The sequence below is a fragment of the Klebsiella sp. CN_Kp106 genome, assembly GCF_040064575.1.
Classification (GTDB): Bacteria; Pseudomonadota; Gammaproteobacteria; order Enterobacterales; family Enterobacteriaceae; genus Klebsiella; species Klebsiella michiganensis.
The window spans coordinates 1-16,750 of sequence record NZ_JBEAIG010000006.1; the positions used below are offsets into that span (position 1 = coordinate 1).

The following is a 16,750-nucleotide window of genomic DNA, read 5'->3' on the forward strand; positions in this document are numbered from 1 at the left end:
AGTACTCGGCTACGAACCGAGCGGTCGGAGGTTCGAATCCTCCCGGATGCACCATCTTCTCCGAGATAGCAGCTACGCTGTTGTTTCACGGTCTGCGAGATAATCGCCAGCACCGGGGAGGATAACGTTGCTTCAGCAACGGCCCGAAGGGCGAACCGAGTGAGTCATCCTCCCGGATGCACCATCTCTTACTTGATACGGCTTTAGCAGCGGTATCAATATCGGCAGTAAAGCAAGTTTCCCGATGCATCCGTAGCTCAGCTGGATAGAGTACTCGGCTACGAACCGAGCGGTCGGAGGTTCGAATCCTCCCGGATGCACCATCTTCTCCGAGATAACAGCTACGCTGTTGTTTCATGGTCTGCGAGATAATCGCCAGCGCCGGGGAGGATAATGTTGCTTCAGCAACGGCCCGAAGGGCGAACCGAGTGAGTCATCCTCCCGGATGCACCATCTCTTACTTGATACGGTTTTAGCAGCGGTATCAATATCGGCAGTAAAGCAAGTTTCCCGATGCATCCGTAGCTCAGCTGGATAGAGTACTCGGCTACGAACCGAGCGGTCGGAGGTTCGAATCCTCCCGGATGCACCATCTTCTCCGAGATAGCAGCTACGCTGTTGTTCCATGGTCTGCGAGATAATCGCCAGCACCAGGGAGGATAACGTTGCTTCAGCAACGGCCCGAAGGGCGAACCCAGTGAGTCATCCTCCCGGATGCACCATCTTCTCCGAGATAGCAGCCACGCTGTTGTTTCACGGTCTGCGAGATAATCGCCAGCCACTCTCCTTGCCTCAAAACCCCTTAAGCGCAATCATTCACCTTATTCTTCAGCACTTTTTTCATTGGCAACTCCCTCTTTCCACTATAATTTATTCCTGTATATCGATCTGATTTTGGGTGAGATAAGTGCAAGGAGAGAAATCCATGAAATGGTTCAAAGCAATATCTGCGTTTTGCGCGACGCTTCTGGTCGCCGTATCGCTGGCGGGCTGCGCAGGTTCGTCCACAAAGGAAAGTACTGGTGGGTACATTGACGATACCGTCGTGACCACCAAAGTCAAAACCGCGCTCTTCAATGATAAAGAGATTAAGTCTTCGGAAATTAGCGTCCAGACCTTTAAAGGTCGTGTACAGCTGAGCGGCTTTGTCTCATCCGCCGAAAGCGCTAAACGTGCGGTAGAAGTGACGCGAAAAGTGCAGGGCGTTCGCGTGGTGGAGAACGATTTAAGAATCAAATAAACGCATCAGATTGCATCTGTATCGACAAGGGCGCCTTCGAGCGCCCTTGTCGCATCTGCCGCTGGCAGCGACAAACCTGACCTTTTGCGTTACAGTAAGACCTCCTTAACCGGTTGGTGAGAAGACGATGTACGAACGTTATGCAGGACTGATTTTTGATATGGATGGCACGATCCTCGATACCGAGCCGACGCATCGTAAGGCATGGAACGAGGTTCTCGGACGTTACGGTATGCGTTTTGATATGCAGGCTATGGTCGCGCTTAACGGCTCTCCAACCTGGCGGATTGCTCAGGCCATTATCGAATTAAACCAGGCTGATTTAGATCCTCACCTTCTGGCGCGGGAAAAGACGGACGCGGTGAAAGCGATGCTGCTTGATAGCGTCCGTCCTCTGCCGCTGATTGAAGTGGTTAAAGAGTGGCACGGTCGTCGTCCGATGTCAGTCGGTACCGGCAGCGAGAGCGCCGTTGCTGAAGCGCTGCTGGCCCATCTGGGCCTGCGTCACTACTTCTCGGCGGTGGTTGCCGCCGATCATGTCGCCAACCATAAACCCGCTCCTGATACTTTCTTACTCTGCGCTGAGCGCATGGGCGTTGCGGCGGAAAAATGCGTGGTCTTTGAAGATGCGGACTTCGGTCTGCAGGCGGCGAAGCGCGCCGGAATGGATGCCGTGGACGTGCGATTGTTGTGAGCGACGCGCTGTCGCTGATATCGCTGTTTGCCAGCAGCTTTTTAAGCGCCACGCTGCTTCCCGGTAACTCGGAAGTGGTGTTGATCGCCATGCTCCTGGCGGGGGTGAGTCAGCCGTGGTTACTGGTTTTAATAGCAATAATCGGTAATAGCCTTGGAGGGGTAACTAACGTTATTCTGGGGCGCCTGTTTCCGCTGCGCAAAACATCGCGCTGGCAGGAGAAGGCGACCGGCTGGCTGAGGCGTTACGGCGCGGTCACGCTATTATTAAGCTGGGCGCCTGTTATAGGCGATTTGCTGTGTTTACTGGCGGGATGGATGCGCATTTCCTGGGGACCAGTGCTCTTTTTTTTATGCCTTGGCAAAGCATTACGCTATATCGTCATTGCGGCGATAACGCTTCAGGGCATGACGTGGTGGCACTAATTGGACTGACGGTTCAACCATTACAATTATGCTAATTCAAACGATTTCGACAGGCGGGAGGTCAAATTGATCCCGGACGTATCACAGGCGCTGGCCTGGCTGGAAAAAAATCCGCAGGCGCTGCAGGGTATTCAACGTGGTCTTGAACGCGAAACGCTGCGCGTCAACGCTGACGGCACGCTGGCCACTACCGGTCATCCGCAGGCACTGGGTTCAGCGCTGACTCATAAATGGATTACCACCGATTTTGCCGAAGCTTTGCTGGAATTTATTACGCCGGTTGATGGCGATATCCAGCATATGCTCACCCTCATGCGCGATGTTCATCGCTATACCGCACGCCATATTGGCGACGAGCGGATGTGGCCGCTGAGCATGCCTTGCTATATCGCGCCCGGCCAGGATATTGAACTGGCGCAGTACGGGACCTCTAATATCGGCCGCCTGAAAACGCTGTATCGCGAAGGGCTGAAAAATCGCTACGGCGCGCTGATGCAAACCATCTCCGGCGTGCACTATAACTTCTCGCTGCCGATGGCTTTCTGGCAGGCTAAGTGCGGCGTTGAGGATGCTGAAAGCGGTAAAGAGGCGATTTCCGCGGGCTATTTCCGCTCCATTCGCAACTATTACCGTTTTGGTTGGGTGATTCCATACCTGTTCGGCGCCTCTCCGGCGATCTGCTCATCGTTCCTGCAGGGCAAACCGACGGCGCTGCCGTTTGAGAAAGCCGGCAACGGCATGTACTACCTGCCGTATGCGACCTCGTTGCGTCTGAGCGATCTGGGCTATACCAATAAATCGCAAAGCAATCTCGGAATTACGTTTAACGATCTCTACGAGTATGTGGCAGGATTGAAGCGGGCGATTAAAACGCCTTCCGAAGAGTATGAAAATATCGGGCTGGAGAAAGACGGTAAGCGTCTGCAAATCAACAGCAACGTGCTGCAGATCGAAAACGAGCTGTACGCGCCGATTCGCCCGAAACGCGTGACCCGCAGCGGCGAAACGCCTTCCGACGCGCTGCTGCGCGGCGGTATTGAGTACATTGAAGTTCGCTCCCTGGATATCAATCCGTTCTCACCGATTGGCGTTGATGAGCAGCAGGTGCGTTTCCTCGATCTGTTTATGGTCTGGTGCGTGCTGGCCGATGCGCCGGAGATGAGCAGCGACGAGCTGCTGTGCACGCGCACCAACTGGAATCGGGTGATTCTGGAAGGCCGTAAGCCGGGCCTGACGCTGGGTATTGGCTGCGAAACCGCTCAGTTCCCGCTGGCTCAGGTCGGCAAAGATCTGTTCCGCGATTTACGCCGCGTGGCGCAAACGCTGGATAGCATCCACGGATGCCAGGCCTATCAGCAGGTCTGCGATGAGCTGGTCGCCTGCTTCGATAACCCGGAATTAACCTTCTCGGCGCGCATTCTGCGTTCTATGCTTGAAGAGGGGATTGGCGGTACCGGCAGAGAGCTGGCCGATCGGTATCGGACGATGCTGCGCGAAGAGCCGCTGGAAATTTTAAGCGAAGCGGATTTTGTCGCCGAGCGTGAAGCATCGGTACAGCGTCAGAAGAAGGTGGAGGCGGCGGATAGCGAGCCGTTTGAAGCGCTGCTGACACGGCACGCGTAGTTTTACGAGCCGTAAAAAAGAAAACGGCCACATCACTGTGGCCAAACTTTCATCTCTGATTCAGGGATGATGATGATAATAAATGCGCGTCTTTCATATACTCAGACTCGCGGCCTCAAAAAGAGTTCATTTTATTTTAAAAAAAATCACTATCGGAGGTGAAGAATGCCGTTGTTAGATAGTTTCACAGTCGACCATACCCGAATGGAAGCGCCTGCGGTGCGTGTCGCGAAGAAAATGAACACGCCTCACGGCGATGAAATCACCGTTTTCGATCTGCGATTCTGCGTGCCAAACCAGGAAGTGATGCCGGAAAGAGGCATTCACACCCTTGAGCACCTGTTTGCCGGCTTCATGCGCGATCACCTGAACGGCAATGGTGTGGAAATTATCGACATCTCTCCGATGGGCTGCCGCACCGGGTTCTATATGAGCCTGATCGGTACGCCGGACGAGCAGCGCGTCGCGGATGCCTGGAAAGCGGCGATGGCCGACGTGCTGAAGGTGAAAGATCAGAATCAGATCCCGGAGCTGAACGTTTATCAGTGCGGAACCTACACCATGCACTCGCTGGAGGAAGCTCAGGAAATCGCTCGCCATATTATTGAGCGCGATGTCCGCGTCAACAGCAACGATGAGCTGGCGCTGCCGAAAGAAAAACTGCAAGAACTGCACATCTAGTGCTTCTGCCACGGCCCGGCGAACCGCGTCGGGCCGCTACTCCCTGACGCCGCGATGTCGACGACTTTAACCTTCAATTTTCAACACCGTTCGCTGGTGCCTTTTGCCCATGATTACGCCCATGGCGATAGCGAACCCTGGCATCAGCACGATTGCGCCCAGCTGCTGCATATCCTCAGCGGCGTGGTGCGGGTGGAAACCGCGCAGGGTTATTGGATTGTGCCGCCGGGGCGTGGCGTCTGGCTGCCCGCCGGTACGCCGCATACCCTACGGGTGACCGGCGTCGCGGCCGCGCGAACCCTGTTTATCGATCCCCTTGCCCGGGCCGATCTCCCCTCATCCTGCCAGATAGTCCAGGTGACTCCGCTGCTGCGTGAACTGATCGTCGCGTCGCTGACGCTGGCGGAATCCTACGCGCCGGGCAGCCGCGATGAACGCATTTACGAACTGATCCTCGATGAAATTCGCGGCATGGCGGTGCTGCCGTTTGGCCTGCCGGAGCCGCAAAGCGAAGCGCTGCGCCGTTTATGCCAGAAGGTAAGAGAAGCGCCCGGCGAACCCTGGAGCAGCGCCGAGGCGGCGAAGGAGAGCAGCATGAGCGAGCGCACGCTGAATCGTCATTTTCAGCAGCAGACCTCGCTCACCTGGAGCGAGTGGGTGCGCCGGGCGAAGCTGATGGAAGCGCTGGTTCGCCTGGCACAGGGACATTCGGTACTGCGGGTGGCGCTGGATCTCGGCTACGGTAGCCATAGCGCTTTTAGCGCCATGTTTCGCCGGGTGATAGGCGTGGCCCCCAGCGACTACTTCCGCTCGCCGGCGTAATGGCCTGCGCTCATCGCATTGCACAACGCCTGCAGCGAGGCGCGCGCCACGTCGCTATCAATTCCTACCCCCCAGCGGCTGTCGCCATTCGGGAAGACGCAGCGAATATAGGCCACTGAACGGCTGTCGCTACGTTCGCCGAGGGTGTGTTCATGATAATCTTTAATCACGATGTGTTGGTTTAACAGGCCGCTCAGCCCGCTGGCGGCGGCGGACAGCAGGCCGTTGCCGCGGCTCTGCAGTCGTCGCGTTTCACCGGCGATGCGCAGGGTCGCCTGCAGAGAAAGCTGGCCGTCCTGCTGGCTATCGCTTTGGTAATCCAGCAGCGCAAGCGGCGGCTGGGGCAGAAGTCCGTAGCGGGCGCGAAACAGCTGCCACAGCGCGTTCTGGGTCATCTCTTTACCATGCGTATCGGTTTCGTGCTGAACGTGCAGGCTAAAATCCTGCTGCAGCGCGCGCGGCAGCTTCAGGCCATGATTCTGCTCAATCAGCCACGCGCTGCCGCTTTTACCGGACTGGCTGTTGACGCGGATCACCGCCTCGTAGCTACAGCCGATATCCTGCGGGTCGATGGGCAGATAGGGCATTTCCCAGCGATCGCCGGGCCGGCGGGCATCGAACCCTTTTTTGATCGCATCCTGATGCGAGCCGGAAAAGGCGGTATAGGCGAGGCTTCCCGCCCACGGGTGGCGCGGATGAACCGGGATCTGGTTGCAGCTTTCGACAATTTCGACCACCCGGTTCATCTCGGAGAAGCTGAGCCGGGGATCGACGCCCTGGCTGTAGAGATTCATCGCCAGCGTCACCAGACAGACGTTACCGGTGCGTTCGCCGTTGCCGAACAGGCAGCCTTCGACGCGGTCGGCGCCGGCCATCACCGCCAGCTCCGCGCTGGCGACGCCAGTTCCCCGGTCGTTATGCGGATGGACGCTGATGCACACATCGGCGCGGCGCGAGAAGTGACGACAAAAATACTCAATTTGATCGGCATAAACGTTAGGCGTGCTCACTTCTACCGTCGCGGGCAGATTGATAATCATTGGCCGTTCGGCGCAGGGCTGCCAGATTTCCGCCACCGCTTCGCAAATCTCCAGCGCGAATTCCGGCTCGGTGAAGCAGAAGGTTTCCGGGGAATACTCGTATTGCCAGCGGGTCTGCGGCTGCTGTTCGCACTGCTGGCGGATAAGCCGGGTGGCGCGGGTCGCCAGCTCGACCACCTGCGCTTTGTTCATTCCAAAAACCAGCTCGCGGAACAGCGGAGCGGTGGCGTTATAGAGGTGAACGGTGGCGCGGTGGGCATCGCGCAGCGATTCGAAGGTCCTGAGGATTAAATCTTCCCGCGCCTGGGTCAGCACCTGAATCGTCACATCCTGCGGGATACGCCGTTCTTCAATCAGTTGACGCACAAAGTTGAAATCGGTTTGCGAAGCCGAGGGAAATGCCACCTCGATCTCTTTAAATCCGCACTCCAGCAGCAAGTCCCAGAACTGCAGCTTGCGCGCGCTGTCCATCGGCTCGGCCAGCGCCTGGTTGCCGTCGCGCAGGTCAGTGGAGAGCCAGCGGGGGGCGCGGGCTATTTTTTGCTCCGGCCAGCGGCGGTCGGGCAGGGCAATCGGCGGATAGGAACGGTATTTTTCACCGGGTTGAGTCAGCATGATTTTCTCCTTCTTAGCGGATCTTCATCGTGCATGACAAGGCGAAAAGGCATCTCCAGCGAACTGGACATCAACTAGCGTAAACCGGACAACCTGCGTGTTGGGCAATAAAAAAGGGATCCGCAGATCCCTTCAGGTCAAACCTTAGTGCGCGCCGCCGCCGCCGCCCCCGGCGCTAAACGGCGGCCTGGCAAACCACACCAACCCGAGCAGTAGGATAAATATCGCCGCCGAGAACCAGAAAATTTCGTTGGCGGAGATAATCAGCCCCTGGTTGGTTATCTGCTGCGCTATCCAGCCGGACGCCTGCTGTTGCGTCATCCCTAATCCCTGCAGCTGATCGTACATCTGCTGGGCGTTGGGATTATACGGCGTCACCGATTCGGTAAGCTGAGCATGGTGCAGCGCCTCGCGGTTCGTCCACATGGTGGTGGTAATCGAGGTGCCGATGGAGCCCGCCAGGGTACGCGTGAAGTTCGACAGGCTCGATGCCGCCGCCAGCCGTTCCGGCGGCAGGCCGGACAGCGTAATGGTCGTCAGCGGCATAAAGAAGCAGGCCACCGCGAAGCCCTGGATAAACTGCGGCCACGCCGAGGCGCCGAAGTCCATACCCGGTTCGAAGGTCCACGCGCGCCAGTAGAAACAGACCGCGTACATAATAAAGCTGAAGGTGACCAGCCGACGCATATCCAGCTTATGCGCGAAGCGGCCGATAATCGGCGACAGGATTACCGGGATCACCCCGACCGGGGCCGAGGCCAGACCGGCCCAGGTGGCGGTATAGCCGTATACCTCCTGCAGTAGCTGCGGCAACAGCACGATAGCGCCGAAGTAGAGCATATAGGCGAGGCTGATACACAGGCAGCCGATGGTGAAGTTTCGCGACTTAAAGAGCGACAGGTCGACTATCGGGTTGTCGTCGGTTAGCTCCCAGACGATCAGGAAGCTTATCGCCACCACTGCGACAATGGTCAGGATGATGATCTCGTTTGAGGCGAACCAGTCCAGCTCTTTACCCCGGTCGAGCATCACCTGCAGGCTACCGATACCAATAATCAGCAGCGCCAGGCCAACGCCGTCAATCCGCCGCTGCTCGGTGCGGGTTTCGCGGTTGCGCAGGGTCTGTAGCGTCATGACCACCACGGCGATGCCAATCGGCACGTTGATAAAGAAGATCCAGCCCCAGTGGTAGTTGTCGCTGATATAGCCGCCGAGGATGGGGCCGCAAATCGGCGCGACGATCACCGTCATTGACCACAGCGCCAGGGCGATAGAGCGCTTGGCGGGCGGATAGTTGCTGAGCAGCAGACTTTGCGACAGCGGGATCAGCGGACCGGCGACGATCCCCTGAATCACGCGGAAGAAAATCAGCATCGTCAGGCTGTTTGACATGCCGCAGGCCCAGGAGGCGATGGCGAACGCCACCGTCGACCAGAGGAACAGCTTCACTTCACCTACGCGCTTTGCCAGCCAGCCGGTAATCGGAATGGAGATAGCGTTCGCCACCCCAAACGAGGTGATAACCCAGGTCCCCTGGCTCAACGATGAGCCAAGGTTACCGGCGATGGTGGGGATGGCCACGTTGGCGATGGTGGAGTCCAGCACCTGCATGAAGGTCGCGAGCGACAGCGCAATGGTCATAATGACCAGCTGCGCGCCTTCCAGCGGTTTTTGCTGTTGCATTACGCTCACCCCGAATTATCCGGCGTTGGCCTGGATGATGTCGTTTATCAGCTTATTGACCGGCTCAAGGCCGATTTCGCGGGCATTACTTTCGTAAACCGGAGAGCTGCGCACCTGGCTTGCCAGCATCTCGCCGCCGCGGTCGGTGGTGTTCACCTCAACCAGGGTCGAAAGGCCGATGCGCAGCGGGTGCTCTGCCAGCTGTTTTTCATCCAGCTCGATACGTACCGGCAGGCGCTGAACCACTTTGATCCAGTTGCCGGTGGCGTTCTGCGCGGGCAGCAGCGAGAAGGCGCTACCGGTGCCCATATCGAGGCCGACCACTTTACCGGTGTATTTCACATCGTCACCGTAAATATCGCTGATCACGGTGGCCGGTTGACCGATACGCATGTGCGCCAGCTGGGTTTCTTTAAAGTTGGCGTCAATCCACAGGTTGGTCGCCGGCACGACGGCCATCAGCGGGGTGGTGCTGCTGATTTGCGCGCCGGGCTGTACGGAGCGACGCGAAACGTAGCCGCTAATCGGGCTGACGATTTTCGTCCGCTGCAGGGCCAGCCAGGCGTTACGCACTTCGGTGGCCGCTTGCAGTACCGCAGGCTGCTGTTCCAGCTTCGTGCCCAGAACGATCGCCTGATTGGCGTTATATTGCTGAATCGCCACGTCCAGTTCGGCCTGCGCGCTGGCAACCGTGTCGCGCGCGTGCTGCAGCTCTTCGCGGCCAATCAGGTTGGCGGCCCCCAGCGGAATACGACGGTTAAGGTCGGTCTGCGCCTGGGAAAGCGCGGTTTTTTTCACGTCGATGCTGGCCTGCAGCTGCTTGCTGTTGATCATCTGCTGGCGCGTTTGACGTACGCTGGCGGCCAGCTGGGTTTGCGCTTTTTCAAACGCCTGCTGGGCATCGGTCTGGTCGAGGGTGACCAGCGGATCGCCTTTTTGCACGTAGTCGGTGTTGTCGGCCCAGACTTTCGTCACGCTGCCGGACACCTGCGCCATAATTTGTACCTGATTCCCTGCCACGTACGCGTCGTCGGTCTCTTCGAAGTGACGCAGTACCAAAAACCAATAAATCCCGTATGCCACGGCAACAATAATAAAGAGCAAGGTCAGCAGCAGGAGGGCGCCTTTACGTTTCCCTTTTTTGCTGCCCGGTTGCTGCGGGGTTTGGCTCTCCGCATTTGCGCTCATGTTATTCTCCACGATCTTATTATTTCACATCGGCTGAGCCGACCTGTTTATCAGAAAGGCCAGCAGAAGATCTGCTGGCCTGTCCGTTTTCCTTGTCAATCCAGAAAAATTGTTGAGCGGTTGGTTCCGCGCTTAGCGCAGAGACTCCGCAAGCACGCCATCCTCTTCCATTTGGTCAAGGCGACCAAGCAGCTTACGGGTGATGTGCTCGAGCTGATCTTTTTCGCTGGTGCTTAAAGAAGACCAGAGTTGATGCAGGCAGTTGTGCTGCGGGGGTAACACTTCGCGCAGGAACTGATGCCCCTTTTCGGTAAGCTGTAAATGCAGGCAGCGACGATCGTTATCGCTTTCGCGGCGCTCAATCCAGCCGCGTTTTTCCAGCTCGTCGGCAATGCGCGTGGCGTTGGTACGCGAAGAGCCCAGCGCGCAGCTCAGCTCGGAAGGCTGAATGCTGTGGTTTTCCTGAGACTCGAGCGTGATCAGCGCCATAAACAATGTCTCGTTAATCCCTTGCGCTTTCAGCATCTTGTTGCGGTTTTCCAGCAATTTTCCCTGCATATGCATGCAAAGACGGGTGAGCAGAATCTCCTGAAAAGGAAAGTCTTCGTGACGGCTGGCGCGGAACTTGAGCATTTGCTCAATGGGAGTAAACGAACTATCCATTTTGGTTATGACCTCATTAATTACAGTCGATATAATAACTATTGTGACAAATAAATCAAATGAATTATTGACAGAAATTGATACTTTAAGCTTATAGCCATGTGCCGATTTTCCAGACAACACCGTAGGTTAGGGCGCTTAATAGTGTAGGCAAAATAATGCTGCGCGTTTTCCAGAAAGCCAGGCCCAGCACGGCGAAGCCAGCCAGCGTGGGCAGCAGGCGGCGGGCATCGTGGAGAATTTCCGGTACGCTGGAGACCACCAGCAGCGCGCAAATAGAGGCGATGCCGATGGTGTCCAGCAGCACGCTGACCGGCCCGCGACGCGTCGGACGCGCGTTCCCGGCGCGCAGGCGCAGCGGCAGATAGCGGAACAGATAATTTACGCAGCCGACCACGAGGCCGATAATTAAAACATCACTGTTCATCGGGCATCCCCTCAATGCTGGCCTGCACCAGCGCGGTCAGACAGCCGCAGACGATCCCGGCAAGGATGGCGGCGGGAATGGAAAACAGGATGATCCCCCCCAGCGCCCCTGCCAGCGCGGCGGTTACGCTAAGCGACTGCTTGCGCTGGAAAGAAGCCAGCAAAAAGCTCATAAACAGCGCGGGAAGCATAAAGCCCAGCGCCGCTTCCACCGCCGGAAAGTCGGTCAGCAGGCCGCTGCCCGAATAAGCGCCGATCAGCGTACCGAAGACCCATGACGCCCAGGACATCAAAGCGATACCGATCATCCAGTTTTCGCTCCAGCGTCGATTGTCGCGTACCAGTTTAGCAGTGGCGGCGGCAAAGACCTCATCGGTCAGGCCGAATGCCCATACCGCGGTTTTTTTCTTGCTCAGCGCGCGCTGGATGCGGCTGCGCAGGGAAGGGCCGTAGAGAACGTGGCGAACGTCCATCGCCATGACGGTGAGCGCGGCGACCCACAGCGAGCTTCCCGCCGCCAGCATCGCGGTGATCACGAACTGGCTGGCGCCCGCGTAAATAATGCAGGAGAAGAACAGACTTTCCAGCGGAGTGAAGCCGAGCTTAGTGGCGTTGAGGCCGAAGGCGAAGGCCACGGGAATATAGCTGATGACGATCGGCAGGCTATCTTTCAGGCCTTCAGCCAGCGTGGCCGCGTCAGCGGGAGGAGAGTGCGTCAATGCGTCAGGATTTTCCATAGGAATTGCTTATTAATAACTCACGTGAAAATCACATGATTAAACAGGTGGATTTACCTTAGCAGAGAGCGGTGTGGCTTAACAGTAACGAAAACGTTGATGGCTAAAGTTATGCAGTTTATTTGCATATCAATCCATCATTTAGAACAGGAGATGTCGTGTTGTGCAGGATGCAGTCTTCCCCGGGGGCGGCGCAAAGCGCCTTGCCCGGGCTACGGCTTTTGTAGCCCGGGCAGATGCGTAGCATCGCCTCCGGGAATTGGCTATAAAGTGGGAGATTATTTCTGCGCGGCCAGCGCTTCGTTCACCCAGCCGTCAAACTGCTGCTGGTGGGCTTTGATCCAGCCGTCGACGTGGCCTTGGATATCTGCTTCTGAACCATGTCCCTCGTGCATCATGGCATTCTCGGCGTTGATGTCGGCAATCGGCAGCTTCATGATGCTAAACAGCTTCGCCGCCGCCGGGTTTTTCTCGGCCCAGGCCTTATTGGCGACGATATGCATGGTGCTGACCGGGAAGCCGTAGTTGGCGCCATTAGAGAGCTTCGTGTCGATGTTTTTTTGCACACCCGGCAGGGAGGAGAATGGCACCTGCAGCCAGACGACGTCTTTACCCGGCTTCAGCACATCGCTGACCCAGTAAGGTGTCCAGGTGTAGTAGATGACCGGCTTGCCCTCTTTATAACGGGCAATGGTGTCGGCCATCATGGCGGCATAGTTACCCTGATTGTGGGTGACGGTATTATTCAGGCCATAGGCATCAAGCTGATGGTTGATCACCGCTTCACAGCCCCAGCCCGGGGTGCAGCCGGTCAGGTCGGCTTTGCCGTCGCCGTTGGTGTCAAACAGTTTGGCGATTTTCGGGTCTTTTAACTGATCGATAGATTTAATGTGGTACTGCTCGGCCGTTTTCTTATCAATCAGATAGCCCTGCGCCGCGCCGTTCACAAACACGCCTTCGCGATAGAACTTTTTATCCCCTCCGGCGGCAGCGTACATATCGTCGTGCAGGGGCTGCCAGTTGACGGCGGTAAAAGTGGCGTCGCCGGAGGCGAGCGAAGTATAGCCAACGTTGTAATCCACTTCGCTCGGCTTATCGACGGTATAACCGAGTTTCTCCAGCGCGCGGCTGACCAGCAGGGTCTGGAAGGTCTCTTCCGAAATGGTGCTCTGAATCGGCTTAACGGTAATGCCTTTGCCAGGCAGATCCGCCGCGAAGGCGGTGGTGGAAATGAGGGCGGTTAACGCTGTGGCAAGGATCGCTGTATGTCGCATCGTTGTTCCTTTTACTTATCAGAAGGGAAGTCTATCCCCCCGGCTGTCGGGGGGATGGGCTCTTATTTACAGAAAGGGCGAGTTATCAGCCCCAGTGGGCCGGTTGCATACCAGCGGCGGTTGCCGCGGCTGCGTGAGTCCCGTCCTACGGCCTGAGTCAGACGGTCAAGAATAATGGCGAGGATAACAATCCCGACGCCGCCAACGGTGGCCAGGCCCATATCAAGGCGACCGATGCCGCGCAGTACCATCTGGCCGAGACCGCCAACGGCAATCATTGAGGCGATGACCACCATCGACAGGGCCAGCATCAGCGTCTGGTTGACCCCGGCCATAATCGTCGGCATGGCCAGCGGTAGCTGAACCTTAAACAACAGCTGACGCGGGCTGGCGCCGAAGGAGCGCGACGCTTCAATCAGATCCGCCGGCACCTGGTTAATCCCCAGAATGGTCAGACGAACAATCGGCGGCAGGGCGAAGATAATGGTGACCACCACGCCCGGAACGTTGCCGATACCGAACAGCATCACAATGGGCACCAGATAGACAAACGCCGGCGTGGTCTGCATCGCGTCGAGCAGCGGACGGATAATTTTCGCCGCCCGCGGGCTCCGCGCCAGCCATATCCCAAGCGGCAGGCCGATAAGCATACAAAACAGCAGCGCGGTCAGCACCAGCGCCAGGGTCACCATCGCCTGCGACCAGGCGCCGATAGCGCCGATAGCGATCAGCGAAATCAGCGTCGCCGCGCCCATGCCGACGCTGGAAATCTGCCAGGCAATCAGCGAGAAAATAATAATCGCCACTGGCGCCGGCATACCCAGCAGCAGCTGCTGGAAGGCGCTCAGGATGTAATCCACCGGTACGCGTATTCCCTGGAATACCGGACGAAAATGCATCACGACCCAGTCGATGCCGTGCGTGACCCAGCTGTCGAGCGGGATCAGCGTTTTATGGAACGGGTCCATAATATTGAAGTGTTCCGGCTGCGGCGCGGGCGCGCTGCTCAGCCAGTCGGCACCGCCGCCATCGGTCGGCGCCGGCGTAGAGGTGCCCCAGGCATCGGCGGATTGCGCTGCGCTATCCGCCGCCGGTGCGGTGTCCCACGGGTTAGATTGATCAGCCATTGTTTGCCCCCTCGCGATCTAAAGCCTGCAGCAGCATCCGTTTGGAAATGATGCCGATGTACTGGTGCCCCTCGTCGACAACCGGTACCGCGCACGGTGCATGGCCGACGTGAGAGAGCAGCTCGCTGAGCGGCGTTTGCGCATCCACCGCCTGCGGTGAGTCAATTAACGCCGCATCAATTCCCTGACCTTCGCTTAGCGCGGCTTTCAGGGAATCAATGGAGACAATGCCAACAAACTTATTCCCGCGTTCAATGACGTAGCCATATTCGCGGTCTTCATCCTGCAGCAATTTCAGCGCGGAACGCGGGCCAAAGCCGGGCGTTTTGCGAATCAGCCCCACCGGGCTACGGCGGGCAATATCTTTGGCGCTGAACACCTGGCTAATATCGACGCCGCGGAAGAAGGTTCGGACATAATCATTGGCCGGATTATTGAGTATTTCATCCGGCGTGCCGACCTGAACCACTTCACCATTTTGCATAATGGCAATCCGATCGCCAATACGCATGGCTTCATCAAGATCGTGGGAAATAAAGACCACGGTACGCTGATGTCTGGCCTGTAATTTAGTGAGCTCATCCTGCATCTCGGTACGAATTAACGGGTCGAGCGCGGAGAAGGCTTCATCCATTAACAGAATATCGGGATTAATCGCCAGAGCGCGGGCGAGACCAACGCGCTGGCGCATGCCGCCGGAGAGTTCGTCCGGGTAGGCATGAGCGTAGTTTTCCAGGCCGACCTGGCGCAGCGCCTCCAGCGCTTTCTCCTGGCGTTCCTGAGTCGGCACGCCGGCCAGCTCCATGCCGAAAGCGGCGTTGTCGAGCACGGTCATATGCGGCATAAGCGCAAAGGATTGAAAAACCATCGCAATTTTTTTTCTGCGCACCTCACGGAGCTCGGCGTCAGAGATTTTAGCGATATCGACGCCGTCGATCAGGACCTGGCCGCGGGTGGGTTCAATCAGGCGATTGAGAAGGCGAACCATGGTAGATTTCCCCGATCCGGAGAGCCCCATGATGACGAATATCTCGCCTTCTTCAATGGTCAGACTGGCGTTCTTTACGCCAAGCGATAACCCCGTCTTTTCCAGTATTTGTTCTTTCGATAGTCCTTTATCGATATATTTGAAAGCCCGCTGCGGGTGCTCGCCAAATATCTTATAGAGATTCTTGATTTCTAATTTAATTGCCATGCAATAGAGTGTTTCCTGTTATTTATTAATATCGATACGGTACCCGGTGATGATAATTGCTTTTTTACACCCTAACATACTGAGAATCTGTGACAACCCTTTATGTGGCGTTGCCAGGGAAATGCGCAAGGGAGAATTCCGGTGCATCCCCCGTGATATAAGGGCTGAGCGCGAATGACTTATGGTCGATATTTTTTAGTTATGTTGCGTTAATTCAGGCGAAAATCGAGGGCATGCTGTTGAATATGACACGGTGATGACCGAAAGATATTGAGTGAGGCGAAAACAAATAATGTGAAATAAATCACCAGGAAATATGCTGATATATTCCTGGTGAAAGTAAGGCTAAAAGTCCCAATCGCCGTCGACGGTTTCTTCCGCTTTTCCCATCACATACGATGAACCTGAACCGGAAAAGAAGTCGTGGTTTTCGTCGGCATTCGGCGAAAGCGCGGCGAGGATCGCCGGATTGACGGCGGCCATTTCCGCCGGGAACAGCGCCTCGTAGCCGAGGTTCATCAGCGCCTTATTGGCGTTGTAGCAGAGAAAGGCGTTGACCTCCTCAATCCAGCCGCTATCGGCGTACAGTTCGCGGGTGTAGGCCAGTTCGTTATCATACAGATCCATCAACAGGTCGAGGGCGAAGTTTTTCATCTCCTCGCGCTTCTCGGCGCTGACTATTTCCAGCCCTTTCTGGAATTTGTAGCCAATGTAATAACCGTGTACCGCTTCATCGCGGATGATCAGGCGAATCAGATCGGCGGTGTTGGTCATCTTCCCCCGGCTGGAGAAGTACATCGGCAGCCAGAAGCCGGAGTAGAAGAGGAACGATTCGAGAAAGACGCTGGCGATTTTTTTCTTCAGCGGTTCATCTGCCTGATAGTACTCCAGCATCAGCTGCGCTTTGCGCTGCAGCGGCGCGTTTTGTTCGCTCCAGGCATAGGCGGCATCGACGTCTTTGGTCTGGCAGAGCGTCGAGAAAATGGAGCTGTAGGAGCGGGCGTGCACCGCCTCCATAAAGCTGACGTTCGACAGCACCGCTTCCTCATGCGGGGTGAGGGCGTCGGCCATCAGCGCCGGGGCGCCAACGGTATTCTGGATGGTATCGAGCAGCGTCAGGCCGGTGAAGACGCGAATCGTTAGCTGCTGTTCCGCCGGGGTGAGCGTTTGCCAGGCGGGGATATCGTTAGACAGCGGCACCTTCTCCGGCAGCCAGAAGTTGCTGGTCAGCCGATTCCAGACCTCCAGATCCTTATCATCTTCAATTTTGTTCCAGTTGATGGCGCTGATGCGCGATAAATGGGTCATCCTGTTCTC

The 16,750-nt window shown here is 56.9% G+C and carries 16 protein-coding genes and 2 tRNA genes; 8 read left to right on the top strand and 10 right to left on the bottom strand.

Going from position 1 to position 16,750, the window contains the following annotated elements:
- The first annotated feature begins 246 nt into the window (after positions 1 to 246).
- The 8 genes from ABLU96_RS04740 (at position 247) to ABLU96_RS04775 (ending at position 5,485) form a co-directional block, all read left to right on the top strand.
- Positions 247 to 323 (top strand) — tRNA-Arg (locus tag ABLU96_RS04740).
- Positions 324 to 515: 192 nt separating this feature from the next.
- A tRNA-Arg gene (locus tag ABLU96_RS04745) sits at positions 516 to 592 on the top strand.
- A gap of 333 nt (positions 593 to 925) precedes the next feature.
- On the top strand, positions 926 to 1,240 hold the full coding sequence (locus ABLU96_RS04750) for a BON domain-containing protein (protein ID WP_004853477.1): 315 nt from the start codon (positions 926 to 928) through the stop codon (positions 1,238 to 1,240).
- A gap of 127 nt (positions 1,241 to 1,367) precedes the next feature.
- Entirely contained in the window at positions 1,368 to 1,934 is a 567-nt protein-coding gene (gene yqaB / locus ABLU96_RS04755) for a fructose-1-phosphate/6-phosphogluconate phosphatase (RefSeq protein ID WP_014226508.1), read from the top strand.
- Positions 1,931 to 2,359: a YqaA family protein gene (locus ABLU96_RS04760; protein WP_025107289.1), complete on the top strand. Its 429-nt coding sequence runs from the start codon at positions 1,931 to 1,933 to the stop codon at positions 2,357 to 2,359. Before yqaB ends, ABLU96_RS04760 begins: the two co-directional genes overlap by 4 nt.
- Positions 2,360 to 2,425: 66 nt before the next feature.
- Complete coding sequence (gene gshA, locus ABLU96_RS04765; RefSeq protein ID WP_057173699.1) at positions 2,426 to 3,982, top strand: glutamate--cysteine ligase; 1,557 nt, start codon at positions 2,426 to 2,428, stop codon at positions 3,980 to 3,982.
- Between the two features lie 165 nt (positions 3,983 to 4,147).
- On the top strand, positions 4,148 to 4,663 hold the full coding sequence (luxS, locus tag ABLU96_RS04770; protein WP_004104795.1) for an S-ribosylhomocysteine lyase: 516 nt from the start codon (positions 4,148 to 4,150) through the stop codon (positions 4,661 to 4,663).
- Between the two features lie 54 nt (positions 4,664 to 4,717).
- Positions 4,718 to 5,485 carry a helix-turn-helix transcriptional regulator gene (locus ABLU96_RS04775; RefSeq protein ID WP_048260169.1) on the top strand — a complete coding sequence of 256 codons (768 nt, stop codon included), beginning with the start codon at positions 4,718 to 4,720 and terminating at the stop codon, positions 5,483 to 5,485.
- Here ABLU96_RS04775 and leuA read toward each other — a convergent pair.
- The 10 genes from leuA to nrdF form a co-directional block, all read right to left on the bottom strand.
- Positions 5,464 to 7,140 carry a 2-isopropylmalate synthase gene (gene leuA, locus ABLU96_RS04780; protein WP_049098799.1) on the bottom strand — a complete coding sequence of 559 codons (1,677 nt, stop codon included), beginning with the start codon at positions 7,138 to 7,140 and terminating at the stop codon, positions 5,464 to 5,466. The genes ABLU96_RS04775 and leuA overlap by 22 nt on opposite strands.
- 144 nt (positions 7,141 to 7,284) lie before the next feature.
- Positions 7,285 to 8,823, bottom strand: coding sequence for a multidrug efflux MFS transporter permease subunit EmrB (emrB, locus tag ABLU96_RS04785; protein WP_004123984.1), 1,539 nt, complete (start codon positions 8,821 to 8,823; stop codon positions 7,285 to 7,287).
- A gap of 15 nt (positions 8,824 to 8,838) precedes the next feature.
- Positions 8,839 to 10,011 (bottom strand): multidrug efflux MFS transporter periplasmic adaptor subunit EmrA, encoded by a 1,173-nt coding sequence (emrA, locus tag ABLU96_RS04790; protein ID WP_004853464.1) that lies wholly within the window; start codon positions 10,009 to 10,011, stop codon positions 8,839 to 8,841.
- Positions 10,012 to 10,143: 132 nt separating this feature from the next.
- On the bottom strand, positions 10,144 to 10,674 hold the full coding sequence (gene mprA, locus ABLU96_RS04795; RefSeq protein WP_004104785.1) for a transcriptional repressor MprA: 531 nt from the start codon (positions 10,672 to 10,674) through the stop codon (positions 10,144 to 10,146).
- 91 nt (positions 10,675 to 10,765) lie between these two features.
- On the bottom strand, positions 10,766 to 11,101 hold the full coding sequence (gene ygaH / locus ABLU96_RS04800; protein ID WP_014226502.1) for an L-valine transporter subunit YgaH: 336 nt from the start codon (positions 11,099 to 11,101) through the stop codon (positions 10,766 to 10,768).
- Positions 11,091 to 11,837, bottom strand: coding sequence for an AzlC family ABC transporter permease (locus ABLU96_RS04805; protein WP_014226501.1), 747 nt, complete (start codon positions 11,835 to 11,837; stop codon positions 11,091 to 11,093). Before ABLU96_RS04805 ends, ygaH begins: the two co-directional genes overlap by 11 nt.
- A 278-nt stretch (positions 11,838 to 12,115) precedes the next feature.
- Positions 12,116 to 13,111: a glycine betaine/L-proline ABC transporter substrate-binding protein ProX gene (gene proX / locus ABLU96_RS04810; protein ID WP_014226500.1), complete on the bottom strand. Its 996-nt coding sequence runs from the start codon at positions 13,109 to 13,111 to the stop codon at positions 12,116 to 12,118.
- Positions 13,112 to 13,173: 62 nt separating this feature from the next.
- Positions 13,174 to 14,238, bottom strand: a complete 1,065-nt coding sequence (gene proW, locus ABLU96_RS04815; RefSeq protein WP_004853456.1) for a glycine betaine/L-proline ABC transporter permease ProW — start codon at positions 14,236 to 14,238, stop codon at positions 13,174 to 13,176.
- Complete coding sequence (gene proV, locus ABLU96_RS04820; RefSeq protein ID WP_014226499.1) at positions 14,231 to 15,433, bottom strand: glycine betaine/L-proline ABC transporter ATP-binding protein ProV; 1,203 nt, start codon at positions 15,431 to 15,433, stop codon at positions 14,231 to 14,233. Before proV ends, proW begins: the two co-directional genes overlap by 8 nt.
- Before the next feature lie 345 nt (positions 15,434 to 15,778).
- Positions 15,779 to 16,741 carry a class 1b ribonucleoside-diphosphate reductase subunit beta gene (gene nrdF, locus ABLU96_RS04825; RefSeq protein WP_014226498.1) on the bottom strand — a complete coding sequence of 321 codons (963 nt, stop codon included), beginning with the start codon at positions 16,739 to 16,741 and terminating at the stop codon, positions 15,779 to 15,781.
- Positions 16,742 to 16,750: the final 9 nt, after the last annotated feature.